We start from the raw sequence: 23,212 nt of genomic DNA on the forward strand, positions 1-23,212 counted from the left end.
GGATATTATGATAAAGGAAGTAAAGGGAATAGGGGTATATGGATATGAGAAAGAAGAAAATAATCAAGTATATTTTAGTTGTTATAATGATTTGCGCCGTATATGCGGGGTTTTTACAATATAACATTTATAAGCATGGGCATATGAATGCAATTGATGATGCGGATTATATAATTGTACTAGGATCGAAAGTAAATGGAACAAAACCTTCTTATTCATTGCAATATCGTATTGATAAAGCAGCTGAGTATTTAAAATTACATGATAAAACAATTGCTATTGTATCTGGAGGCCAAGGAAAAGGTGAAGATATTACAGAAGCATTAGCGATGAAACAAGGATTAATGAAACAAAATATTGCAGAAGACCGCATTATAATGGAAGATAAGTCGACGAGCACAGATGAAAATATTAAATTCTCAAAACCGTTAATTCCAGCCAATATGAAAAAAGGTATGATCGTAACAAACGATTTCCATATGTTTAGAGCGAAAAAAATAGCTGCAAAACAAGGTTTGCAATTAGAAGGGCTTCCGGCCAAAACACCGAAGCCAATTATCATTCCATCGAATGTACGAGAATATTTAGCGATTACGCAATATTGGTTTATGAATCGAATATAGTTAAAGTAATCCCGTCCAAAATTTGAGGCGGGATTTATTTCGAGGAAAATCTTACAAAAATGTCATGTTCATGAAAGGTAAAGCGATAGTTTCTGGAAAGGTTTCCTGACATAATGAAGGTAACAAAAAACTTTAGAGGTGAATCGGATGAAAGGAAATAATATTTTATCTTCGCTTTGTTACTTTAGTATCTTTTTTGCACCATTTTTACTACCAATTATCGTGTACTTCGTTGGGGAAGATGAAGTGAAATACCATGCGAAAAAAGCATTTTGGTCACATGTTTTCCCATACGCAATTTTATTTGGTGGAGTAGCACTATCAGGAGTATACGGTTTAAGTTTCAATCAGTCTGAGAGCGTTGGAATTGGGATGGTTATAACGTATGCAGTGTTTATTTTTGTAGGGATTTACTACTTCATTTGGAATATTGTTAAAGGTATTAAAGTATTGAAAGCAGCTTAACGTTGTCGTTATGTGTGTAAAGTCGATATAATTTCATTTACCATATTAATATGTATTTAAAAAAGAGCAACTCACAAAGGAGTGCTCTTTTTTTGCTTATAAGTTGTGAATAATGAAAAAGATATGTTAATTTTTTATTATGAAGAGAAAAAAGGAGTGGTTTTTATGAATGAGATGATACATAAAATGGAGCAACACGTTTCAGTTCGTAAATATAAAGAAGAACCAATTTCAAAAGAGATAGTAGAAAGAATGGTGCAAGCTGCGCAGCATGCAGCTTCCTCACATTTTGTACAGGCGTATTCTCTTATATATGTAACAGATCAGGAACTAAAGGCTAAACTAGCTGAATTATCCGGGAATCGTCATGTGAAAGACTGCGCAGCATTCTTTGTATGCTGTGCGGATTTAAAACGTCTAGAAACTGCATGTGAGAAACATGGAACAGAAATTAAACATGAGGGAGTAGAGGACTTTATTGTAGCAACAGTAGATGCCTCATTATTTGCACAAAACTTAGCACTTGCAGCTGAATCATTAGGATACGGCATTTGTTATATTGGCGGAATTCGTAATAACCCGAAAGAAGTGAGTGAATTGCTTCATTTACCGGATAAAGTATATCCGGTATTCGGAATGACAGTGGGCGTACCAAATGAAGATCATGGAGTTAAGCCACGTTTACCGGTAGCGGCCATTCTTCATGAAAATGGATACGATGAAAAGAAATATGATGAATTATTAAACGAATATGATGAAACGATGAGTGCGTATTACAAAGAAAGATCGTCAAATCAAAAAAACGTAACATGGACGGAATCAATGAGCTCATTTATGTCCAAAGAGAAAAGAATGCATATGAAAGAGTTTTTAAATGAAAAAGGATTAAATAAGAAATAAGTAAAAAGGCAAACCTGGAATGCGGGTTTGTCTTTTTTGGAGGAGAAATGTATTTTCTTTGCTATCATATACATAGAAATAAAAATTAATAAATTTTTACAAAAGTGATAGAAAATGAGAATGAAATGCCAATAGTAAGTAAAAGCAGCTGCTAAAGGGGAACTGAGGAAGGAAGATGTTTATGACTTTTGATTCTGAAGAGGATTTAATTATAGCTATGAAAAAACGTGATCAAGATGCTTTGAAAGAAGTCATTGATCAATATGGAAAATTAGTTTTATACATTATTCATAAATCATTAAGTACCCCTATTGAGAAACAATATGTAGATGATTGTTATAACGATGTATTTACTGTCATTTGGTTTCGTATCGACCAATTTGATATAGAAAAGGGAAACTTAAAATCTTGGATGATTGGTATTACTAAATTAAAGGCATTGGAATATAAAAAGAAAGTATATAGAGAGAACAAAATGGATAAAGACGTCGAAATAGATAAAGGTATCCATGATAGTTATGAAATAGAACAAGAAGAAGAGATTATGGAAATCGTGCAAGATTTAAATAAAAAGGATCGATATATCTTCTTAAAGAGGTATATTGATGGTTATTCCATTGACGATATTGCAAAAGAATTAAAAGTAACGGCGGATTATATATACAACCGAATTTCTCGAGGGAAGAAAAAACTTCAAAAACTGTGGAAAGGGAGTGTGTAATATGGATAAAAGACTATTATCGATGTTAAACGAACTCCAATATTCAGAAGAAGAAATTACACGTTTAGAGAAAGAAGCGAATGAGTCTATAAATATAGATAAGTATTATGTGAGAAATGGAGAGTTATTAAAAAAAATAACTTTACAAATGTTGGAAGAGTCAATTCGCAACGAATTACAAGCTGGTGAAGAAATTGAGAAGGAACTGTTAGTAGACGAAGGATATATGGCAAATAATAAAGTAATACCAAATATATATTACGTAGGAGCTACTTTTTATTATTATATCGTTTTAACAAATAAAAGAGTGATTATGAAAGGGTTAGATTGTTATTTTAAAAAAACAAATGAACATAGCATGCCAATAGAGGATATACAATCCATTTCGCAACATAAAAAAATGAAAAATGTCTTTGAGATTAAATATAATAACACTCATATACAATTTGGAAGTATTGAGTATGCACGTGAAGTTGCAATGATAGTTATGGAGTTAAAAAAACGCGGAGTAAAAGTAGAAAAGTATACAGATTTTGAAAAAGGGTTTTTCTTATTTTTTAATATATTCGTGATAGTAAGTGCAGGTCTTTGCTTTATAAAATATTTAATGTAAAAAGCGGCATAATAGCCGCTTTTTATCGTTATATTTAGTATTCGATTTAAAATATTTGTCTTATGAAAGAACGATTATTGCTAATTGTAAACTGCCAATAAAGTTATTTAAGTTTTGATATAGAATGCCCCATCGCACTTGAAAATGCAGCAATAATTTCGTTTGAACCTATCTATTATTGTGCACTACCTAAAGCACCCTCTATAACAAGTTCAAACTTTCAATAAGAAGATAAACCCCCGTACAACTTAAAAGGATGTACGTAAATATTTTGAAAATCCGTTGATTAAGCCATTTGAAAATAATTTGACCTATATACAAACCTAGAAATACGATTGGAATAGCATAAAAACTTGATTCCCAAATTGTTTTGTTTGTGCCAGTAAAGAGTATTTGAGTTAGTAGACTAATGAAATATATAAATAGATAAAAAGCTAAAGTAGTTGCTCTCAACGTCTCTTTTTTCGTATCAGTTCCTGTAAAGTAAAGTAACAGGGGTGGTCCTGGCATACCGATACTGGTCGTTAAAAGCCCTGATAATCCACCAACTATAAAATCTCTAAATGGTGTTGATTTAACCTTAAAGTTGCATATTAGCATCAATGTTAATAGTAAGAGCAGGATGCTAATTGCTAATTTAAAAGCGTTTATATTAATGGAAATGAAGAGTAAAATCCCAAAAGGTACACCAACTATACTTCCAATAGTTAACCTTTTCAGTAGAATAAAGTCAATGTCCATTCTTATTTTCCAAATGAGTGATATGGAAATAATTAATGATAAAATGATATTTATTTGTATAGCTTCTTGTGGTAAGAATAACATTAGTAAGAAAGGTGTTGCCATTATGGAAAAGCCAAAACCTGTACTTGTTTGCAAAACAGAAGCCACCAATATAATACATATGAAACTTAATGTAATCTCCAAAATAGCCCTCCTATTTAATCAAATACAATAAATATTTTAATACCATGAAAATCGAATTTAGCTATTTTGAGCCTATAGCATAAGTGCAATGTTTCACAATCTTATTTTTATTTTAACATAAAAACTTAGTTTCTTCTCAAATAGTATTCACGTATAGGGCCCATTAACGAATATGGTTGCCATTTTCAAATAATTGTATTGTTACGCAGCGCTAATAAATGAGATCAAATAAAATTTGGTGAAGAATCTATTGATTATCAATAGATTCTTCACCAAGCTCACCGCGATAAAACAAGAAAAGCCATATAAAACTAACAAAAATACAGCATATAGCTAACAGGCTACCAATAACTTGCGGAGAAAGAATTTCTAAAAGCCATCCTGTTATAAACATAGATAACTGAATAAGAGATCCATAAATGGAATAATGAAATGAAAAAACTTTACCAATCATGTTTTCTTCTGTATACATTTGTAGCAATGTCGTATCAAGTGGAACGATGATTCCTCCTGCTATACGCATACAGAGTAATGTAATGATACCGATAATAAGTTGATCGGATAGAACGAATCCGAGAAAGAAAATTCCTTGTAGTAAATAGGCCCAACCAAATGCTCTTTTCATTTTGTCTTCATTTTTAGATATATATAGGTTAACGAGAAGGCTACCAATCATAAGTCCAGCCCCTTGAACCGTATATAAAATTCCAATGTTAGAGTGGAAAATTCTTTCGGCATAGATTGTTAAGAGTAGTTGATAAGCACCTCCAATAATTCCCCATGAAATTCCGACGAGAATTAATGATAAAATAATTTTTCTTTGTAATATGTATGTATAACCATCTTTTATATCAGTAAAAAATGCTTTTTTCGTGCTAAAAGTGTCACGAGAAGGGATCTTTATTTTATAAATAATATAGGCTGAAATAAAGTATGATAGGCTATTAATAAAAAAGGCAATCTCGATACTTAAAGATTGTGCAATGAGCCCACCTAAAGAGGCTCCCATAATAGACATAAAACCATTGATTGTACTAGAAAGAGAGTTAGCGGTTACTAAATGCTTTTGATGTACGATATTTTTTAGGGTTGATTGCTTAGCAGGCTCGAATAAGCAAGAGAGTACCGCTAAACATATATTAGAAACGAAAATAATTTCAATCTTGTAGAATGCTAATAAATAAGTGAGGACGATAATTCCTCGTAAAATATCGGTAAAAATCATAATTTTCTTTTTTGAAAAACGATCTACAATTCCGCCTATGAATGGGCTCAGAAGAAGTTGAGGTAACCCTTTGCTCATAAAGGTGAGTGCTAACATAAATGAAGATTCTGTTATGTTATAGACGAGTGTTAATAAAGCGACAGTATGAAACCAATCCCCAAGTACACTTAATGTTTGACCGAAAAATAGTCTTTTGAAGTTTGTATTTGTTTTAAGAAGCCTGTAATAAGAAATTGACATGAGAAATTAAACCTTATCTATAAGTGATGCCGGTACTTGTTTTTTCCATTCACTTAAATACATTTTCTCTGCTTTAGGTAGTCCAACAGGCAATTGTGTAATGAATTCTAAACTATTTCCATCAGGATCGTTAAAATATACGGAGGCGTGTGCTAATTCTGGAAAAACGATTGGTTCAATTGGTTCCATTCCAAAGTCTTTTCGTGCTGAAATTCCTTTCTGTTTGAGCCAGTGTATTGCGTTTTCTAAATCGTGTAAGCTTACTTGGAAGGCGATATGTCGTAAGGCTGGATGATAATTGACTTTGTATTCTTTTCCTTCCCAAAGACCAATCCAACTTGCATTTTCTACAATCCAAAAGAAGGCGATATCTTTGTCTCTTTTATATAATTTCAGCCCTAGTGATTCATAAAAAGGTATCGAAATTTCTAAATTACAGACAGGTAAATGTGCTTCATAAAGACCTTTAATCATCATAATCCTCCTTAGTAAAAACGTTTTCTTATTCAATAGTAAAAGATGTTTTGTTTATTGAAATCGCAAAATAGAAGGAGAATAAACTCATACGAAAGTATGAAAAAACAGCTCAAATATGAGCTGTTTTCGTATAGTTTTTAGTTAACATATTTCATTCATTTAGAGTTTAGCGAAAAGGATACGTATTATATTTAAAACCCTCCGCCGCCACCCCAACAGCTACATCCGATAATGATTAGAAGGATGAATAGCACGATGAGTAAAGCAAATCCACCGCCGAAACCAGCACAACTACCACCAAAGCTCATGTTTTTTCCTCCTTTTTAGGAAATTAATCTATATAACTAATGGATTACTTTATAAGATATGTTTTTATTTAGAAAAGGAGCAAGTCTTACTTCTAATTAGACAAGAGCCTGTGATCGGATTTAAATGTGATATTTACTTTGTTTCATAGCGCTTTTTTTTAAATGGTAAAACAATATGGAAGTGTATACTAGGTGAATGTATTGCAAATGAAAGGGGTATGTAACTTACAATTACATTAAAATTTCTTTTCATAAATATAAAATTTGTAAAAAAAACCATTTTTTTATTTTTTTATGAGTGGAAATGTACTATAATTTTACAAGTAATATTATGGGAAAAGGGAGTTTTAGTATAGAGATGGAGATGGGACAATTACACAATAAAATAGAACATAAAAAGAAAGAGTTAATTCAACTTGTTGCTAGGCATGGATTAGATCATGATAAAGTTTTGTTATTTAGTCGAGATTTAGATATACTAATTAATAAGTTTATGAATATAAAAGACAAAGTATATAAGTAATTAATCTTTATTTTTTTATATTAGGATTATTTATTTGTAAAGGGGAAAACAGTTATGGAACACTTACAAGAAGAGTTGTATAAACAAATAAAAGAAGAAAAAGGTGCAGTTACTATATTTTTAAAGAGTGGAGTAAGAATAGTAGGGGAAGTAGTTGGAGTAGATAGATTTACAGTATTAATATTAGTAGATGGAAAACAACAACTTATTTATAAGCAGGCAATATCAACAATTATGAAATAAGACACTCATTTTGAGTGTCTTATTTCATAATTAAATGGTTATTGTTTACATGCTTCAATGTCAATGCCAGCAGCTAGTAATTTTTTTTCTCCGTCTTGTTCAATGATTTTTTGTAATCTAGATAAGAAAGAGTCAAAATCTGTATGTTTACCAACTTGGAAAGTCATTTTATGCTCAATTGGTAGCCAAGTATCAATATCAGCTTCGTTATGCTGAATTTTCACTTCAAGTTTATCAAGTGCGTTAGCAACTTTTGCTTCATACGTTTCTTTCGCTTCGAACTCCATCCATAAATCGTATAATTCCACGCCGAGAGGACCTTCTAGTGTACGTTTAATATTTAAAATGGCCCCTAGCTCATTTTTCTGTTTTTGTAATTGTAATTCACGGCTATTCATCGTATCAAAGGCAGGAATATCACCAGCTTCTGCTTCGACAAGGTCATGAATAATAACCATTTTAAGTAATTTTTCTATATTTACTTTTTGATCCAAATAAGGCTCAACTAAGATAGCCATTAGGGACATACGCCACGTATGTTCAGCAACACTTTCTTGACGTCCGTTAGAAAGCCAACTATGTCGCATTTCATATTTTAGTTTTTCTGCTAATGCAATGACTTGTAAAATGTTATGTTCCATCGTGATCCTCCTCATATTTCCATACTATAATTCTAATATAGAAATGAAATGTGTCAATTTAATGAGTATATTGCGATAAATAGATGATACGCGTATAATGATTGTTATATGTGAAAACGCATTATTAAAATAAAAAAATGTTTTACGAAAACGAAAAAGGAAGGGCAGGAATATGGGAGACGAAAATCAAGGATTAGCTAGACCGCAAAGGAAAAAAAGGAAGTTTGATATTTCTAGCCCCTTTGGCATTGTAGTAGGTTTCGTTATTTTAATTGCAGCGATCATGCTTGGCGGTGGTGGAATAAAAGCTTTTAAAAATTTCTTAGATGTTTCATCTATTTTGATCGTTATAGGGGGAACAACAGCGACAATTATTGTGGCATATAGATTTGGAGAAATAAAAAAATATACGAAAAGTATTTTTACTGTTTTACATAGAAGAGAGGAAAATCTAGAACAGTTAACGGATTTGTTCGTTGATTTTTCAAGGAAGTCTAAAAAACATGGTTTACTCTCGTTAGAAGTTGATGGAGAGCAAGTAGACAATCCTTTTATTCAAAAGGGGATTCGTTTAATGTTAAGTGGATATGATGAAGCAGAATTAAAAGAAGTATTAATGAGAGATGTTGAAACAGAAGTATATGAGTTAAGAAAAGGAGCAACATTATTAGATAAGATTGGTGATTTCGCTCCAGCGTGGGGTATGATAGGAACTTTAATTGGTCTTATTATTATGCTTCAAAACTTGCAAGATACAGCGCAAATTGGTACAGGAATGGCAGTTGCTATGTTGACGACATTGTATGGATCTGTTATTGCAAACATGATTGCAATACCGTTATCTGAAAAAGTGTATCGTGGCATTGAAGATTTGTATACAGAGAAGAAGTTTGTAATAGAAGCAATCACAGAGCTTTACCGAGGACAAATTCCTTCTAAGTTAAAGTTAAAACTTGATACATACGTATATGAAACGAAGATAAAAAAAGAAAAACGAGCAGCCTAATATTTCAAGGAGTGGTATGGTGATGATAAAACGACCGCAAAAAGGATCGCCTCGTTGGATGACGACTTTTACTGATTTAACGATGTTGTTATTGACTTTTTTTGTACTATTAGTTGCTACATCAAAACAAGATACAGTAAAATTATCGAAGATGCTTGAAAAGTTTAGTGATGCAGAACAAGTGGATGCGAAAGTAATGGAAGGTACAATACCAGATATTTCACATGAAAAAAATGATGAAAAAGCAGTTTCAAAAAAACGAATGGATGAATTGTATAAAAAGTTAAAAGCATATGTAGATAATAATGGTGTTAGTCAAGTGAATGTATATCGAGAAGATACAGGTGTTAGCATCGTTATAGTAGATAACTTAATATTCGATACAGGCGATGCGAATGTTAAGCCGGAAGCAAAAGAAGTAATTAGTCAATTAGTAGGGTTCTTTCAATCGGTACCAAACCCAATTGTTGTAGAAGGACATACAGATAGTAGACCGATTCATAATGAAAAATTTCCTTCCAACTGGGAATTATCTTCAGCACGAGCAGCTAATATGATTCACCACTTAATTGAAGTGTATAATGTAGATGATAAACGATTAGCAGCGGTAGGATATGCGGACACAAAACCAGTAGCATCAAATGATTCACCGCAAAATTGGGAGAAAAACCGGCGCGTTGTAATATATATTAAAGAATAATATATTTCCATTTTATTAATAAAATAATAAAAATACAGAAATTCTTTTAAAAAAATATTAAATTTTCTCGTTTTATTTTGTATAATGAGTGAGAATGATAAGGTGAAATATTAAGATATATTTATACATAGAGGGAGAGAACCAAAAAGAATGGCACATAAAATTTTAGTTGTAGACGATGCAATGTTTATGCGAACAATGATTAAAAACTTATTAAAAAGTAATTCAGAATTTGAAGTTATCGGTGAAGCAGAGAATGGGGTAGAAGCGATTCAAAAGTATAAAGAACTTCAACCTGATATTGTAACACTAGATATTACTATGCCAGAAATGGACGGACTTGAAGCATTAAAAGAAATTATGAAAATTGATTCGAGTGCAAAGGTTGTTATTTGTTCTGCAATGGGACAACAAGGTATGGTATTAGATGCAATTAAAGGCGGGGCAAAAGACTTTATTGTAAAGCCATTCCAAGCCGATCGTGTTATCGAAGCTTTAACAAAAGTAGCAAATAGCTAATATAGAAGGGGTGCCACAAAGAATCAAATCAATGATAGCGGATAGACGTGTGGCCCCCTTTTTTCTCGTTGTAAAACACTAAATTGTTATACATAAATGAAATGTTTGTTAGACAGGTAGGGGATTAAAATGCAAACAGATCTATTAAATATATTTTTTGAAGAAGCAGAAGAACATTTACAGTCGCTAAATGAAAATGTGCTAAATTTAGAACAGAATCCTGCAGATATGGGTGTTGTAGGGGAAATATTCCGCTCAGCTCATACATTTAAAGGTATGTCTGCGAGTATGGAATTTGCGGAAATGGCAGATTTAACTCATAAGATGGAAAATGTTTTAGACGAAATCCGTCATGGAAATATGATGGTGAATGCTAATATTATTGATGTTATTTTTGAGTGCATTGATAATTTAGAAAAGATGGTTACAGATGTGCAGCAGGGCGGAATGGGTAATATTGATGTTGTATCTACAAAGCATAAATTAGAAGCATTATTAAATGGGAATGTAGAAGCTTCTATGGAACAAGTAGAGCAAAGTAGTATAAACAATGATGATACAGTTTCACATGAAGTATATATAACCGTCGAACAACAAGCCATTTTAAAAGCAGTACGTGCCATTATGTGTATTGAAGCATTACAAAATGTAGGGGATATACAAAAAACGGTTCCAAGCATTGAAGAAATCGAAGCGGATGCTTTTGGATTTGAGTTTATAGTATATATGGATACTGATCGTAGTGTTGAAGAATTGAAACAGGTGGTGCTTCACGTTTCTGAAATTGAGAAAGTAGAAGTGAAGCAAGGAGATATAGCTGAAGAAGGAATCGTACAATCTATTGCAGCAACGCAGCTGGATCCATCTCTAGAGGCACGAACTCCAACAGCTAGTACTACACCGGCTAAAAGTAATACAAAAACGAAAAATGCTAAAGTAGAGAATCGTTCTATTCGTGTTCAGTTAGAAAAAATCGAAAGATTAATGAATATGTTTGAAGAAAGTGTAATTGAGCGTGGACGAATTGATGAATTAGCAGAAACGATTCAAAATAAAGAGTTAATCGAGCATTTAAATCGATTAGGGGATATTTCAAAAGATATCCAAAATGTATTATTAAATATGCGTATGGTACCAATTGAAACGGTCTTCAATCGTTTTCCGCGTATGGTACGTATGTTAGCGAAAGATTTAGGTAAAAAAATCGATTTACAAATTAAAGGTGAAGATACTGAAGTTGATAAAATTGTTATTGACGAAATTGGTGATCCACTCGTTCATTTAATTCGTAATGCAATTGATCATGGTATTGAAACTGTCGAAAACCGACGTGATGCCGGGAAAAATGAGACAGGTACTATTAAATTAGAGGCGTTTCATAGTGGAAATCATGTCGTAATTCAAATTACTGATGATGGAAATGGTATTCATAAAGGAAAAGTATTAGAAAAAGCGATAAAAAATGGTGTTGTAACGGAATCAGAGGCAAATAAATTAACGGATCGTGAAGTTTTTGATCTTATCTTCCAACCGGGATTTAGTACAGCGGAAGTTGTATCTGACCTTTCTGGACGTGGGGTTGGATTAGATGTTGTTAAACATACGATTCATAGTTTAGGTGGGCATTTAATTATTGATTCTGAAGAAGGAAAAGGAAGTACATTCAGAATTGAACTTCCTTTAACATTGTCTATTATTCAATCAATGCTTGTTCAAACAAATGATAAGCGTTATGCCTTGCCTCTTGGCAATATTGCTGAAGCCATTCGAATTAAGAAAGAAGACATACAATCGTTACAAGGGAAAGACGTTTTAAACTATCGCAATCAAATTATTGAAGTGAAACATTTAAGTACTGTATTTGGTGAAAAAACAGTAGATGAGGCGTTCGCATCATATGATAGTCAAATGGTTCCTGTGTTAATTGTTCGTAATACACATCGTAGCTATGGACTTATCGTAAACACAATTATCGGTCAAAGAGAAATAGTTTTAAAGTCATTAGGTGATTTCTTTGCAGAGAGCTCTAACTATTTCTCTGGTGCGACAATTCTCGGTGATGGACGAGTGGTCCTCATTTTAAACCCAGAAGGTTTATAATAGGAATGAAGGAAGCTCCCCACTTGTATACAATTGGGGAGCTTTTTGGGTAGAATTAATAATATAAGTATATGAAAACCGTCGTTTACACATATTGTGGAAGTAAATACATGTTCACAATTCGGATGATAAGTTTGGTAAAATATAACGAGTGTAATAGAGAGTTTAAATCATTTGATAGAAAAACAAAAATGAGGAGGCAGGAAAAATGCCTGAGCAACACACAAAAGGGGATACTGGCACAATTGTGCTAGAAAAAGAAAATGAACATTTAACGCCTCAAGAATGCGATATTCTTGGTGAAATCGCTAATATATCATTTGGTTCAGCTTCGACTGTATTATCAACAATTTTAAATAGGCAAGTAAGTATTACTGCTCCTCAAGTAGAATTGGTAGATTTATATGATACAAGTGATGTTGAAATTCCACATGTTGTATTAAATATCCATTTCACAAAAGGATTAGATATGGAAAATCTTCTTGTTCTTCAACAAGATGTTGCTTTATCTATTGCTGATTTAATGATGATGGGAACAGGTGAAGTTGAAGAGGGAAAAGAGCTTGGTGAATTAGAGCTAAGTGCAGTACAAGAAGCTATGAATCAAATGATGGGATTCGCAGCAACATCTATGTCAGAATTCTTCCAAGATACGGTAGACATGTCTCCGCCAACAATTAAAGTTGTGCAACTTACAGAAGAGATGGAGAAGATTTCTGGTATTAATGGGAATAATATGGTTGTTAAAGTATCGTTTGAATTAAAAATAGATAATCTTGTGAATTCTCAGCTTGTACAGGTTGTTTCAGTTGAACATGCGAAGCGAATGATAAATAAATTGTTACAATTATCTGGTGGTGTGGAAGAAGAAATAGATGAGCCGACGGAAGTGCAGGAAACTGAGATTGTAGAAGAGCATGTAGAAAAAGAGCAATTAACACAAGAAGAGAAAGATGTGCTTGGTGAAATTGCGAATATTTCAATCGGTTCGGCTTCAACAGTACTATCGACGCTTTTAAATCAGCCTGTCACTATTAGTACACCAAATGTAGAGGCGATTAATGTTCGTCATTATGAAGGAGTACCGGTTCCGTTTGTTATTTTAAATGTCGATTTTGTTGAAGGACTAAAAAATGAGAATGTATTCGTATTTACGAAAGATGTTGCTTTAACAATGGTAGATTTAATGATGATGGGAACGGGTGAAATTGATCCGGAGAAAGAGCTAAGTGAATTAGAGTTAAGTGGCATTAAAGAAATTATGAACCAAATGATGGGGCATGCTGCAACAGCGATGTCAGAAATGTTTAAAGAAAAAATGGATATGACACCACCAGACGTTAAATTTGTTTCTTTAAAAGAAGAAATGGAGTATTTGGGAGAGTCGATGGCAGTTGACGAACTCGTTCAAATTACTTTTAATCTTGAAATTGGTGATCTCCTTCAATCAAAGATGTATCAAATACTACCGATATCAGAAGCGAAAGAAATGGTTAGAAGACTTCTATATCCGATGGTGGAAGAGCGAGAAGAAATAGTTGAGGAAGTTGTTGAAGAGGAAGAAATTCCTGCACCAGTCGTACAGCCAATTGAATATAAAGAAGTCAAGCAAGTTGAGCCAGTATATATGGATACATCTATTCTACAAAATGTAGAAATGAATGTTAAATTTGTATTTGGAAGTACAGTGAGAACAATTCAAGATATTTTAAGTCTACAAGAAAATGAAGCGGTCGTACTTGATGAAGATATTGATGAACCGATTCAAATTTATGTGAACGATGTATTAGTGGCGTATGGAGAACTTGTAAATGTAGATGGGTTTTTCGGAGTAAAAATGACGAAATCGCTATAAGGCGTCAAAATAGGAGTTTGAACAAATAGATGAAAAACGTAAAGTTTTTTCTAGTTAGTTGGCTATTCTTACATATATGTATAATTTTACCATCTCGAGGGCAGGCAGAAGAAAAAAGTGTACAAGATCAAAATATAAGCGAAATGAATGACCAAGAGGGAAAAAATAAAGAAGTTCAGGAACAGCCAGAACAAGTGGAAATGCCCTCGGTTGAAGATGAAAAAAAAGCAGTAGAAAATGAGCAAGGGAAAGAAAAAAAAGAAGAAAGAACGATAGAAACAGACCGAGGGGTTATTACAGTTAATAAGCAGGAGCTAAAGGTTGGCGAAGAAGTGCGGATTGCTGTAGAACCAAATGAAAAAAACATTCAAAGTGTAAAAGGTATATTACAATTACAAAAAAATGGTGAGCAGTACAGACAAGAGAGAATAATATCTTTTGAGTATGAAGAAGAAACGAAGCGATGGATCGCTAATTATAAGGCCGGAATATATGATTTACAAGGTGATTGGAACCTTAGGCTCGTTGAAAGCTATAAAGAAGATGAGAAGGAAGAAGTAATAGAGAACGAATTAAATGTCCCGCTCATTCGTATAAACAATGAAGCACCAACTATAGATAAAGAATTGCCAAAGTTAGAGAAAGTTAGTATTGATGAGGCAAAAGGGAACTTAATTGAACGGAAAAAGGGAGAATCCGTTCATATACGAGTACAAACGGTAGATATAGAATCGGTTGTTAAAGAAGTGCGCGTTATATTAAAAGGAAAAGAAGACGGTAACGATATTACTTTTTTATTAGACTATAATAAACGCGACATGGATTGGCAGAAAATATTTGAAATAACAGAAGCTTTACCTGTTGGGCCACATCAACTTATTGTGGAAGTAACAGATGGGGCAGGTAACAAACTTGTGACAGAGAGTGAATATATCGTTTCTATCATCGAACAAAAAGTGAAAGATGATGAAAAGATAGAAGAGCAAGAGAATCAAAATGAAGTAGAAGATAAGAAAGAAATTGAGAAGCAGGAAGATCCGAAAATAGAGATGCCACTTCCAGAAGAAAAACTTCCAGTTGTTCAAATTCCAAAGCAAGAAGAGAAAGTGAACTCTTATATAAAAGAGCCGTTGAAAGAAAAAGAGGAAATCAACTACGTTATAAAAGAGTCGTTAACAGACAACAAGGAAGTAAATAATGTGAAGGTTCATAAAGAGAAAAAAAGCGGAAATGACAATCAAGTCGTTTCTAAAAAGAAAGAGAAAATAGAAGAACAACAAGAAAAGAAAGAGGAAAAAAGTGAGCAGGGAGTACAGGCTTCTAATGTGTTTGCTGTTATGTCAGGATTATTTGTACTATTTTTAGTTTTAAAGAGTAATAAAGAGTGGGGCTAATAATTTGATAGTAGTGGAGGCGCTTAGATGGAAATTAAACGTACTACAATTGAAAATAAGACGCTACAACCATTAAAACAGCCTGCAGCTATTTCAGAACATGAAATTCAGAAAGAACGAAAGCGGAGTAACCTTGTGTTTACTGGGCAGCCCAAAATCATTTCGAAAAACAATGAAATAGGGATTTTGCTTGCAAGTTTAGGTGATGGAAAGATTGTAAAAGAAATGCTTTCTAAGGAAATGGATACGGTGTTGCAGTTGTTTTCAAAGTTACATATGTTGTCCGAGGAAGGAAAGCAATCGGAAAAAATATATGAACAAATTGTTAGAAGTTTACAAGGGATTATTAAGCAAGCGTATATAAAAGATATTCCGTTACTCGATGGGACGTATGATTTCGCTGAAGTACAGCTTTCATTCGGGCGAAAAGTACATATTCCTTTACTTGACGTAAGTGCGCTCATTTCTAGAGTGGAAAGTGATTCTTCAGAAGGAAATATAAATTTAATGATAACGGTTATTACAGCTTACATGACGAAATTGTCTAATGAAACAATCTTAATTAGCGGTACAGATCGTATTTCTAAAGAACGTGATGTGAGCGTGTGGAGAGCACTTGCAGAAATGAATATGACGCAATTATCTCATGCGTTGAAACATACGATTCAAGAGCATAAATGGTCTGTTACAGCTCTATTTCTCTTTATATGGGTTATAGGTATCATATTGATTCGTATTATATAATAAAAAAAGGTCGTCATTTCAATTATGACGACCTTTTTCTATATTTTTTCGTAGAAAAATGTATCAAAACGCTGAAGGTTGTAGCGTTCGGGTGTTAAAATTTGTTCTGTGCTACCAACGAATAGTACGCCGCCTTTTCGTAAAGAACGACTAAACTTTTCATAAAGCTTTATTCTTGCTTCTTCTGTAAAGTAAATCATTACATTTCGACAAATGATTAAATCGTAGTTCGTATCAAATGTCTGCATTAATAAATCATGTTGTTTAAATGTAACTTGCTGTTTAATATTTTGATGCAATATATATGTATCATCTTCTTTTGTGAAATGACGTTGTTTTAAATCATTAGGTAATTCTTTCAAAGAGCGTTCTGTATATTGACCACGTTTTGCAGTTTCTAAAACATGAAAATCAAGATCCGTTGCTTGATTTTCATAACGAAACGGAGCTAGATGCTTCGATAATATTAAAGAAAGTGTATATGGTTCTTCACCGGCAGCGCAAGCAGCACTCCAAATTTTTAATTTACCGTTATTTTGTTCAAGTAGCTTTGGTAGAGCTTTCGTCTCTAACGTTTGCCAGCGCTCTTTATTTCTGAAAAACTCTGATACGTTAATTGTAATATAGTCAATAAAACTTAAAAATAACGTTTGATCGGTGCGTAAATTATTTAAAAAATTTGTGTAATTTTCAAAACCTTTTCTCGAAATGAAAGCGTCGATTCTTCGGCGCATTCTATCTTGCTTATAGGAAGCGATATCCATATTAAAGTGCTGTTTAAAACTTACGACAAATTGATTATAATCTTGTTCAGTTATCATATTTACAATAGGCACAATAACGATATTGTGCCTCCCCCTTTACATCATACGAATTTTTTGTTCAAAGCTTTTTTTCATCTGCTTTTCATGTAAGCCTGGTAAATCATAAATAACAGCATCAATTCCTGCTTCTTTTGCAACGTCAACGGGAATGACAGACGTATGTTTATCTCCGTTATAAAAACAGAGAACTAAATCGGTATCTTCGACAATTTGCTTTACAAAAAACATATAATCTGATCGATAAATGGAGTCGGAAGGATGATCAAAAGCAATATACTCGGCTCCGTGTTTTTTTAAGTAATCAACGACTTCTTGAAATTCGTCTGTTAATACTTGTAACGGTTGTAGTGTGTAAAGACATAAATTTTGAGCAAGTCTTTCGTTTTCAATGAAGAAACGAAGAACCTCATTTTCAATAGATTTATAACATAATATGTAAATTTTATGTTTGTGAGCATAGTCAATTAAAAATTTTTTTATTTCTTCCTGATCTAATGCTGTTAATTGATTTGAACCACAAAGAAAAATATTCATAGATTTGTGCCACCTCATGCTAAATTGTAACATATCTTCTATAAAAAATAACTGCAAAATATCATTGTACAGAGTATAATTATAAATAACTGGATTTTACGATTAAGTTTGGAAGGAAATAAAAAAATAAATAGGTGATATATATGCTGCGTTCTATCTCGCATAATCCAATTTTATCGCATATACCGCCTGCTACTCAAATGCCGAAAGAAGCAAATGTCAGGACAGGACTTGCTTTTTCGGATAATTTGCATGCAGATCCGAAAAAAGATAAATTGTTAGAACAAATGGAAGCACTTGTTGATAACATTGGAGAAATTAAAGAGAAAATCGAATTAGAGTTAACGCTCGATAATGTAATGGAATACAAAAATACTGTAAAATCATTTTTGAATTTTTACGTTGATAACGTATTGCAGTATAAAGATGTTATGTCTCGTCATCCGCGTTACGGATATTCGCAGAAAATGACGATCGTAAAACAAGCTGAAATGGGATTAACTGAGTTAGAAGATGTTATGAATTTAATTAATACGAAAACAGGGCATTTAGAAATGTTAAATCAAATTGGAGAAATTCATGGTTTGATTGTAAATTTAGTCTTGTAAAGGAAAGGAAGCTATATGTACATACAATTATATGAAAAGCTCGTTATTATTCAAAAGGCATATGAAAATATTCAAACGCTTGGGGAACAAATATATGAGAATTTAAAAAATAAAAATGTAAATGCAGTTCAAAAGTTGCAAGTAGAGCAATTGCAGTACATAGAAGGTGTTAAAGGATTATCGCGATCTTTTGAGGAAATGGTTGTTCAGCTTTGTAAAGAAAAACAAGTTGAACCGCTGCGTATGCGTTCGCTATTTTCGTATTTTTCACAGGAAGAAAATGAAAAAATGGAAGAATTACAAAAAAGTTTAAATGAATTAGAAGAAAATGTAAAAATGATTCTTTTGAAAAATCAATATTACTTAAACGTACTATTAAAAACTACAGAAAGTATTGTGGATTCCGTTTCTGAATACAATTTGGAGAAAAACAATAATTCGCAAATCTTTATGAATGAACTATTGTAAAGGAGAAGTGAAGCATTATGAGATTATCTGATTATAATACGCCGTTATCTGGTATGCTAGCGGCCCAAATGGGATTACAAACGACAAAACAAAACTTATCTAACATTCATACGCCGGGTTATGTTCGTCAAATGGTAAATTACGGATCTGTTGGAGCAAGTAACGGTCATACGCCTGAACAGAGAATTGGTTATGGTGTACAAACATTAGGAGTTGACCGTATTACAGATGAAGTGAAAACGAAGCAATTTAATGATCAGTTGTCACAGTTCTCTTACTACGCATATATGAATTCTACTTTATCACGAGTAGAGTCTATGGTAGGAACGACAGGGAAAAATTCATTATCTAGTTTAATGGATGGATTCTTCAATGCTTTTCGTGAAGTTGCAAAAAATCCAGAACAACCAAACTACTACGATACATTAGTTTCTGAAACTGGGAAGTTCACAAGTCAGATAAATCGTCTTGCAAAAAACTTAGATACAGCAGAAGCACAGACGACAGAAGATATTGAAGCACATGTGAATGAATTTAATCGTCTTGGTGCTAGTTTAGCAGAGGCGAATAAAAAAATTGGACAAGCGGGGACACAAGTACCTAATCAACTATTAGACGAACGTGATCGCATCGTTACAGAGATGTCTAAGTATGCCAATATCGAAGTATCTTATGAATCTATGAATCCTAATATCGCGAGTGTTAGAATGAATGGTGTTTTAACAGTAAATGGACAAGATACATATCCACTTCAATTAAATAAAGAAAAAGAACCAATGTCTGTTGCGATTTATGGATCGGATATTCCTTTAAATGGTGGAGCAATTCAATCAGCGATAGATACGAAAGCGAAGATTGCTAGTTATAAGAAAAACCTTGAAGAATTAGTGAGTTCTGTAAAAGGTCAAGTGAATACAGTGATGGGAAAAGATTTCTTCGTTGGAGATCATGCGAAAGATATTCAGTTAAACCCTGAATTCACAAAAGATGTTTCGAAAATGAAAATCTCTGCTGAAACAGCAAATAAACTAGCAGGAATTACAGAGGGAGATTATAAAGAAGGTCTTTCTTATAAACAAGCATTAGACCAATTTATAGTTGGTGTAGCTTCTGATAAAAGTGCAGTGAATGCTTATCAAAATATTCATAAAGATCTATTAGAAGGTATTCAACAAGAAAAAATGAGTATTGAAGGCGTAAATATGGAAGAAGAAATGGTTAATTTAATGGCTTTCCAAAAATATTTTGTCGCAAACTCTAAAGCTATTACGACGATGAATGAAGTGTTTGATAGTTTGTTTTCGATTATTAGATAACATGTAGAAGGATCGAAAAAGCTTTTTTTGTGATGGAAGAGAGGGTCCGGCGCAGGGTAGAAGCGGACAGAGCCTTTTAGTGGACCAAGCCATGTTAGACCAGAGATATGAGATGGTTGAATGGGAAGTTAAGGGGGAGAATAGCCATGTTTAGCAAGCGTCCTCCCCCATGTAAATTAAATGAAAACGAAAAAGTCTTTTTTATGAGGGAAGAGGATAGCTGTATATAGGTGAGGTTTCTTCTTCGCACCAATTCAAATATAGATAAAGGAGAAGGTAAAGATGAGAGTATCTACATTTCAAAATGCAAACTGGGCAAAGAATCAGATGATGGATTTGAATGTGCAACAGCAATATCATCGAAATCAAGTAACTTCAGGTAAGAAAAATCTTTTTATGAGCGAAGACCCACTTGCGGCAAGTAAATCATTTGCGATTCAGCATTCGTTAGCAAATATTGAACAAATGCAAAAAGATTTAGCGGATTCGAAAAATGTATTAACACAAACTGAAAATACATTACAAGGTGTTTTTAAATCTTTAACAAGAGCGGATCAATTAACAGTACAAGCGCTAAATGGGACGAATAGTGAAAAAGAATTGAAGGCAATCGGTGCAGAGATTGATCAAATTTTAAAACAAGTTGTATATTTAGCGAATACGAAAGAGCAAGGCCGTTATATTTTCGGTGGGGATAGTGCTGAACAAGCTCCATTTACAGAAGATGGTACGTATCAAGGTGGAAAAAATGATGTGAACTGGCAACTAAATGACGGTTATCAATTAAAAGCATTTCGTAACGGAGAAGAATTATTATCCCCAGTTATAAAAACGTTAAAACAGATGAGTGAAGCACTGAATAACGGTGATCAAAAAGCTTTGCAACCGTTATTAGGAGAAAATAAGAAAAACTTAGATAGCGTCATTAACCGTACAACTGAAGTGGGTTCAACTATGAACACGATGGAGACGTTTAAAACAATTTTAAGCGAGCAAAATTTAGCGCTTCAAGAAAATCGTAAAGAAATTGAAGATGTTGATTTAGCGGTAGCAATTTCTGACCTAGCGTATATTAATGCAACGTATGAAGCAACGCTTAAAGCAGTTAGTACGATGAGTAAAACGAGCATTTTAGATTATATGTAAACAATAAGGAGTGAGAAATATGGCAGGGACGTTAACAGGTATTGGTGGTAGACAACAGATTTGGAACCTCGGAAATAATATGATCGATACTTCTAACTTTGTAGAATTAGAAATGCAAGCGTTAGATATGAGAAAAACACCGTATGCTAATGAAAAGAACCAACTTTCACAAGATAAACTATTATACACAAGTTTAAAATCAGAATTTAGTTCTTTCACACAAACTTTTAAAAACTTAGCGGCTTTTAAAGGTAATGAGAAAAAAGTTACAACAACACAAGACGGTTATATTAATGTAAAAGCTGATGGTGGAGCAATTGCAGGAACTTTTAATATGACGATTACACAGCTCGCACAGCGTCATCAAATAGCTTCTAATTCTATTGATGTAAATGAGAAGCTTCCAAGAAATGAAACAATAAAACTAGGCGATAAAGAACTAAAAGTAACAACTGATATGACATATAAAGATTTAATTAATAAAATTAATGATGGAGATTATGGGGTATCAGCATATACACTTGGTAGTAAAATTTTTATGTCCTCTACGAAAGAAGGAGAGGCAAACGCTATTAAATTAGCAAGTACACCACCTAACGTACTTACTGAACTATTTTATTCAGAGGTGGAAATTAACGGGACAGGCACAGATCAAGACAGTGAAACTAAGACGGAAATGAAATTAAATACTATTAATGAAGCGAAAAATGCTATATATAGTATTAACGGTATCGAGGACAAAAGTCCTACGAATACAATTGAAGCTCTTCCTGGTGTGAAAATTGAATTACTAAAAGTGACGGAGTCAAAAGTAGATGAAAAAACAGATGCAGGTACAACAACAGATCCAAAAGCAAAAGGTATAGATCTGAAGTTTACAGTAAGTGACTCAAACGTAACAGATGCATCGAATGTTATTAAAAAGATGGTGGCGGATTATAATAAAGCTGTTTCTACAGTAGATATCTTTGCTGGGAAAGGTGGAGCTTTCCAAGGTCAAGCCATTATGCAAAGTGTACGTCAAGCGATGAATAATGTCGTGACATTTTCTCAAGACGGTAATTATTTATTCTCATTTGGTATCCAATTAAAGCAAGACGGGACGATGGAAGTTAATGATGAACAATTAACAAAAGCGTTAAAAGACAAGCCGGATGCAGCGAAGCAATTTTTCTTTGGTTCTAACGGTTTAGGGAAGATGATGGAAGAACCACTTGATAAACTATTTGGTGATAAAGGTGTAGTCGGAGAGCGTGTAAAAAACATCGATTCACGTGTAAGTGATTTAGATAAAAAGATTAAAGATATTGAAACACAAAATCTGCAAAAACAAGATGAGATTGTGAAGAAGTATCAAAAGCTAGAAAGTACATTAGCGGCGCTAGATAGCCAACTAAAAACAATTAAAGCAATGACAAAACAAAAAAGTGATGATTAATGAAAGTTAAGGAAGTGATTGTATGCAAGCATGGCAACGTTATATGCAAAATGATATTATGACGAGTAATCCAATTAAAAATACAATTTTTATTTATGAAAGATGTATCGTTGAGTTTCGTAATTTAGAAGAACTTTTAAATACTTTTAAACTACAAGAAGGAGATGCGCTTCTTGAAAAATTAGAACGTATTTTTGAAGAGTTAAAGCTTCAATTAAATCCTGAGATTACTAAAGATTTATATGATAGTCTATTCGGTTTATACGATTGGATTAGCATTCAAATTCAGACGATGAAAGTAACGCGTGAAGCAAAAGACATGGATGCGATTGTACAAGTGTTACAAGATTTAATAGACGGTTACCGCGGAGCACTCGAAAATGAACAATGATATTTATCGAGCGTTTGTCGGCTGTTTTAATGAAATCGGTGAATTGCAAGTATCAGATGGGGAATTTGCTGAGAAGAGTGCAATGTTAAATCGCTGGATGATGACATTGGATGAAGAGACGCGCGCAGATGTTGCAGCGGAAGTGAGTCCATTAATAATTAAGGCAGCACAGCATATTCGAGATAAGCAAAAATTTTTGGAAGAAATGATTATGACAAATGATGGACGAATGAAAGCGAATTCGTTTTACGGTAAATTTTAAT

At 33.2% G+C, this 23,212-nt stretch carries 28 protein-coding genes; 21 read left to right on the plus strand and 7 right to left on the minus strand.

Features of this window, described 5'->3' with window-relative positions; translation table 11 throughout:
• Positions 1–86: 86 nt before the first annotated feature.
• The 5 genes from MR066_RS07355 (at position 87) to MR066_RS07375 (ending at position 3,322) form a co-directional block, all read left to right on the plus strand.
• The gene (locus tag MR066_RS07355; RefSeq protein WP_306475273.1) at positions 87–623 is read left to right on the plus strand and encodes a YdcF family protein; all 537 of its coding nucleotides are present in this window, start codon (positions 87–89) and stop codon (positions 621–623) included.
• 147 nt (positions 624–770) lie between these two features.
• Positions 771–1,088 carry a magnetosome magnetite crystal formation protein family gene (locus tag MR066_RS07360; RefSeq protein WP_242246444.1) on the plus strand — a complete coding sequence of 106 codons (318 nt, stop codon included), beginning with the start codon at positions 771–773 and terminating at the stop codon, positions 1,086–1,088.
• A gap of 165 nt (positions 1,089–1,253) precedes the next feature.
• The gene (gene nfsA, locus MR066_RS07365) at positions 1,254–1,988 is read left to right on the plus strand and encodes an oxygen-insensitive NADPH nitroreductase (protein WP_113735616.1); all 735 of its coding nucleotides are present in this window, start codon (positions 1,254–1,256) and stop codon (positions 1,986–1,988) included.
• Positions 1,989–2,163: 175 nt separating this feature from the next.
• Positions 2,164–2,709: a sigma-70 family RNA polymerase sigma factor gene (locus MR066_RS07370; RefSeq protein WP_242246446.1), complete on the plus strand. Its 546-nt coding sequence runs from the start codon at positions 2,164–2,166 to the stop codon at positions 2,707–2,709.
• Between the two features lies 1 nt (position 2,710).
• A complete protein-coding gene (locus tag MR066_RS07375) occupies positions 2,711–3,322 on the plus strand; it encodes a PH domain-containing protein (protein WP_002189058.1) in 612 nt (203 codons plus the stop codon).
• A 201-nt stretch (positions 3,323–3,523) separates the two neighbouring features.
• On the opposite strand, the gene MR066_RS07380 is transcribed toward MR066_RS07375, so the two are convergent.
• The 4 genes from MR066_RS07380 to MR066_RS07395 all read right to left on the minus strand — a co-directional run bounded on the left by MR066_RS07380 (position 3,524) and on the right by MR066_RS07395 (position 6,499).
• Positions 3,524–4,249, minus strand: coding sequence for a sulfite exporter TauE/SafE family protein (locus MR066_RS07380; RefSeq protein ID WP_088031653.1), 726 nt, complete (start codon positions 4,247–4,249; stop codon positions 3,524–3,526).
• Between the two features lie 247 nt (positions 4,250–4,496).
• A complete protein-coding gene (locus MR066_RS07385; RefSeq protein WP_242246449.1) occupies positions 4,497–5,714 on the minus strand; it encodes an MFS transporter in 1,218 nt (405 codons plus the stop codon).
• A gap of 6 nt (positions 5,715–5,720) precedes the next feature.
• On the minus strand, positions 5,721–6,188 hold the full coding sequence (locus tag MR066_RS07390) for a VOC family protein (protein ID WP_242246451.1): 468 nt from the start codon (positions 6,186–6,188) through the stop codon (positions 5,721–5,723).
• A 194-nt stretch (positions 6,189–6,382) separates the two neighbouring features.
• Positions 6,383–6,499: a YjcZ family sporulation protein gene (locus MR066_RS07395; RefSeq protein ID WP_000007805.1), complete on the minus strand. Its 117-nt coding sequence runs from the start codon at positions 6,497–6,499 to the stop codon at positions 6,383–6,385.
• 304 nt (positions 6,500–6,803) lie between these two features.
• Between MR066_RS07395 and MR066_RS07400 the strand changes: the two genes are divergently transcribed.
• A complete protein-coding gene (locus MR066_RS07400) occupies positions 6,804–7,022 on the plus strand; it encodes an aspartyl-phosphate phosphatase Spo0E family protein (RefSeq protein WP_033658168.1) in 219 nt (72 codons plus the stop codon).
• Between the two features lie 54 nt (positions 7,023–7,076).
• On the plus strand, positions 7,077–7,265 hold the full coding sequence (hfq, locus tag MR066_RS07405) for an RNA chaperone Hfq (protein WP_002012071.1): 189 nt from the start codon (positions 7,077–7,079) through the stop codon (positions 7,263–7,265).
• A 38-nt stretch (positions 7,266–7,303) separates the two neighbouring features.
• Here the strand turns inward: hfq and MR066_RS07410 are convergent, their stop codons facing one another.
• A complete protein-coding gene (locus MR066_RS07410) occupies positions 7,304–7,906 on the minus strand; it encodes an HD domain-containing protein (protein WP_242246453.1) in 603 nt (200 codons plus the stop codon).
• Between the two features lie 172 nt (positions 7,907–8,078).
• On the opposite strand from MR066_RS07410, the gene MR066_RS07415 reads away from it, so the two are divergent.
• The 7 genes from MR066_RS07415 (at position 8,079) to MR066_RS07445 (ending at position 16,224) form a co-directional block, all read left to right on the plus strand.
• Entirely contained in the window at positions 8,079–8,912 is an 834-nt protein-coding gene (locus MR066_RS07415) for a flagellar motor protein MotP (protein WP_088039091.1), read from the plus strand.
• Positions 8,913–8,934: 22 nt separating this feature from the next.
• Complete coding sequence (locus tag MR066_RS07420) at positions 8,935–9,612, plus strand: OmpA family protein (protein WP_002012067.1); 678 nt, start codon at positions 8,935–8,937, stop codon at positions 9,610–9,612.
• A 150-nt stretch (positions 9,613–9,762) separates the two neighbouring features.
• Positions 9,763–10,131 (plus strand): response regulator, encoded by a 369-nt coding sequence (locus tag MR066_RS07425; RefSeq protein ID WP_000940577.1) that lies wholly within the window; start codon positions 9,763–9,765, stop codon positions 10,129–10,131.
• A gap of 129 nt (positions 10,132–10,260) precedes the next feature.
• Positions 10,261–12,231, plus strand: a complete 1,971-nt coding sequence (locus tag MR066_RS07430; protein WP_242246463.1) for a chemotaxis protein CheA — start codon at positions 10,261–10,263, stop codon at positions 12,229–12,231.
• 208 nt (positions 12,232–12,439) lie between these two features.
• Positions 12,440–14,086, plus strand: a complete 1,647-nt coding sequence (locus tag MR066_RS07435) for a flagellar motor switch protein (protein WP_242246466.1) — start codon at positions 12,440–12,442, stop codon at positions 14,084–14,086.
• Positions 14,087–14,115: 29 nt separating this feature from the next.
• Positions 14,116–15,480: a transglycosylase gene (locus tag MR066_RS07440; protein WP_242246468.1), complete on the plus strand. Its 1,365-nt coding sequence runs from the start codon at positions 14,116–14,118 to the stop codon at positions 15,478–15,480.
• Between the two features lie 27 nt (positions 15,481–15,507).
• Positions 15,508–16,224 (plus strand): hypothetical protein, encoded by a 717-nt coding sequence (locus MR066_RS07445; protein WP_242246471.1) that lies wholly within the window; start codon positions 15,508–15,510, stop codon positions 16,222–16,224.
• 38 nt (positions 16,225–16,262) lie between these two features.
• Here MR066_RS07445 and MR066_RS07450 read toward each other — a convergent pair whose 3' ends face one another.
• Positions 16,263–17,045 carry a CheR family methyltransferase gene (locus MR066_RS07450; RefSeq protein WP_242246737.1) on the minus strand — a complete coding sequence of 261 codons (783 nt, stop codon included), beginning with the start codon at positions 17,043–17,045 and terminating at the stop codon, positions 16,263–16,265.
• A gap of 39 nt (positions 17,046–17,084) precedes the next feature.
• Complete coding sequence (locus MR066_RS07455; RefSeq protein ID WP_002030924.1) at positions 17,085–17,582, minus strand: flagellar motor switch protein FliG; 498 nt, start codon at positions 17,580–17,582, stop codon at positions 17,085–17,087.
• Between the two features lie 143 nt (positions 17,583–17,725).
• Between MR066_RS07455 and MR066_RS07460 the strand changes: the two genes are divergently transcribed.
• From MR066_RS07460 to MR066_RS07490, 7 genes are all read left to right on the plus strand, one after another.
• The gene (locus MR066_RS07460) at positions 17,726–18,190 is read left to right on the plus strand and encodes a YaaR family protein (RefSeq protein WP_002086502.1); all 465 of its coding nucleotides are present in this window, start codon (positions 17,726–17,728) and stop codon (positions 18,188–18,190) included.
• 15 nt (positions 18,191–18,205) lie between these two features.
• Entirely contained in the window at positions 18,206–18,658 is a 453-nt protein-coding gene (locus MR066_RS07465) for a flagellar export chaperone FlgN (RefSeq protein ID WP_002064619.1), read from the plus strand.
• Positions 18,659–18,675: 17 nt separating this feature from the next.
• A complete protein-coding gene (gene flgK / locus MR066_RS07470) occupies positions 18,676–19,974 on the plus strand; it encodes a flagellar hook-associated protein FlgK (protein ID WP_242246472.1) in 1,299 nt (432 codons plus the stop codon).
• A gap of 282 nt (positions 19,975–20,256) precedes the next feature.
• Positions 20,257–21,120, plus strand: a complete 864-nt coding sequence (locus tag MR066_RS07475) for a flagellar hook-associated protein 3 (RefSeq protein WP_002030927.1) — start codon at positions 20,257–20,259, stop codon at positions 21,118–21,120.
• 19 nt (positions 21,121–21,139) lie between these two features.
• Complete coding sequence (locus tag MR066_RS07480; protein WP_242246474.1) at positions 21,140–22,558, plus strand: flagellar hook-associated protein 2; 1,419 nt, start codon at positions 21,140–21,142, stop codon at positions 22,556–22,558.
• 22 nt (positions 22,559–22,580) lie between these two features.
• Positions 22,581–22,949: a flagellar export chaperone FliS gene (locus tag MR066_RS07485; protein WP_002012050.1), complete on the plus strand. Its 369-nt coding sequence runs from the start codon at positions 22,581–22,583 to the stop codon at positions 22,947–22,949.
• Positions 22,939–23,211: a hypothetical protein gene (locus MR066_RS07490; RefSeq protein ID WP_002141115.1), complete on the plus strand. Its 273-nt coding sequence runs from the start codon at positions 22,939–22,941 to the stop codon at positions 23,209–23,211. Before MR066_RS07485 ends, MR066_RS07490 begins: the two co-directional genes overlap by 11 nt.
• Position 23,212 lies beyond the last annotated feature (1 nt).

The sequence above is a fragment of the Bacillus cereus group sp. BfR-BA-01523 genome (genome assembly GCF_022662615.1).
Classification (GTDB): Bacteria; Bacillota; Bacilli; order Bacillales; family Bacillaceae_G; genus Bacillus_A; species Bacillus_A mycoides.

Coding starts and splice junctions, on each gene's coding strand:
- MR066_RS07355 (WP_306475273.1), top strand. CDS start 87: ATGATTTGCGCCGTATATGCGGGGTTTTTACAATATAACATTTATAAG.
- MR066_RS07360 (WP_242246444.1), top strand. CDS start 771: ATGAAAGGAAATAATATTTTATCTTCGCTTTGTTACTTTAGTATCTTT.
- nfsA (WP_113735616.1), top strand. CDS start 1,254: ATGAATGAGATGATACATAAAATGGAGCAACACGTTTCAGTTCGTAAA.
- MR066_RS07370 (WP_242246446.1), top strand. CDS start 2,164: ATGTTTATGACTTTTGATTCTGAAGAGGATTTAATTATAGCTATGAAA.
- MR066_RS07375 (WP_002189058.1), top strand. CDS start 2,711: ATGGATAAAAGACTATTATCGATGTTAAACGAACTCCAATATTCAGAA.
- MR066_RS07385 (WP_242246449.1), bottom strand. CDS start 5,714: ATGTCAATTTCTTATTACAGGCTTCTTAAAACAAATACAAACTTCAAA.
- MR066_RS07390 (WP_242246451.1), bottom strand. CDS start 6,188: ATGATTAAAGGTCTTTATGAAGCACATTTACCTGTCTGTAATTTAGAA.
- MR066_RS07395 (WP_000007805.1), bottom strand. CDS start 6,499: ATGAGCTTTGGTGGTAGTTGTGCTGGTTTCGGCGGTGGATTTGCTTTA.
- MR066_RS07400 (WP_033658168.1), top strand. CDS start 6,804: ATGTACTATAATTTTACAAGTAATATTATGGGAAAAGGGAGTTTTAGT.
- hfq (WP_002012071.1), top strand. CDS start 7,077: ATGGAACACTTACAAGAAGAGTTGTATAAACAAATAAAAGAAGAAAAA.
- MR066_RS07410 (WP_242246453.1), bottom strand. CDS start 7,906: ATGGAACATAACATTTTACAAGTCATTGCATTAGCAGAAAAACTAAAA.
- MR066_RS07415 (WP_088039091.1), top strand. CDS start 8,079: ATGGGAGACGAAAATCAAGGATTAGCTAGACCGCAAAGGAAAAAAAGG.
- MR066_RS07420 (WP_002012067.1), top strand. CDS start 8,935: ATGATAAAACGACCGCAAAAAGGATCGCCTCGTTGGATGACGACTTTT.
- MR066_RS07425 (WP_000940577.1), top strand. CDS start 9,763: ATGGCACATAAAATTTTAGTTGTAGACGATGCAATGTTTATGCGAACA.
- MR066_RS07430 (WP_242246463.1), top strand. CDS start 10,261: ATGCAAACAGATCTATTAAATATATTTTTTGAAGAAGCAGAAGAACAT.
- MR066_RS07435 (WP_242246466.1), top strand. CDS start 12,440: ATGCCTGAGCAACACACAAAAGGGGATACTGGCACAATTGTGCTAGAA.
- MR066_RS07440 (WP_242246468.1), top strand. CDS start 14,116: ATGAAAAACGTAAAGTTTTTTCTAGTTAGTTGGCTATTCTTACATATA.
- MR066_RS07445 (WP_242246471.1), top strand. CDS start 15,508: ATGGAAATTAAACGTACTACAATTGAAAATAAGACGCTACAACCATTA.
- MR066_RS07450 (WP_242246737.1), bottom strand. CDS start 17,045: ATGATAACTGAACAAGATTATAATCAATTTGTCGTAAGTTTTAAACAG.
- MR066_RS07455 (WP_002030924.1), bottom strand. CDS start 17,582: ATGAATATTTTTCTTTGTGGTTCAAATCAATTAACAGCATTAGATCAG.
- MR066_RS07460 (WP_002086502.1), top strand. CDS start 17,726: ATGCTGCGTTCTATCTCGCATAATCCAATTTTATCGCATATACCGCCT.
- MR066_RS07465 (WP_002064619.1), top strand. CDS start 18,206: ATGTACATACAATTATATGAAAAGCTCGTTATTATTCAAAAGGCATAT.
- flgK (WP_242246472.1), top strand. CDS start 18,676: ATGAGATTATCTGATTATAATACGCCGTTATCTGGTATGCTAGCGGCC.
- MR066_RS07475 (WP_002030927.1), top strand. CDS start 20,257: ATGAGAGTATCTACATTTCAAAATGCAAACTGGGCAAAGAATCAGATG.
- MR066_RS07480 (WP_242246474.1), top strand. CDS start 21,140: ATGGCAGGGACGTTAACAGGTATTGGTGGTAGACAACAGATTTGGAAC.
- MR066_RS07485 (WP_002012050.1), top strand. CDS start 22,581: ATGCAAGCATGGCAACGTTATATGCAAAATGATATTATGACGAGTAAT.
- MR066_RS07490 (WP_002141115.1), top strand. CDS start 22,939: ATGAACAATGATATTTATCGAGCGTTTGTCGGCTGTTTTAATGAAATC.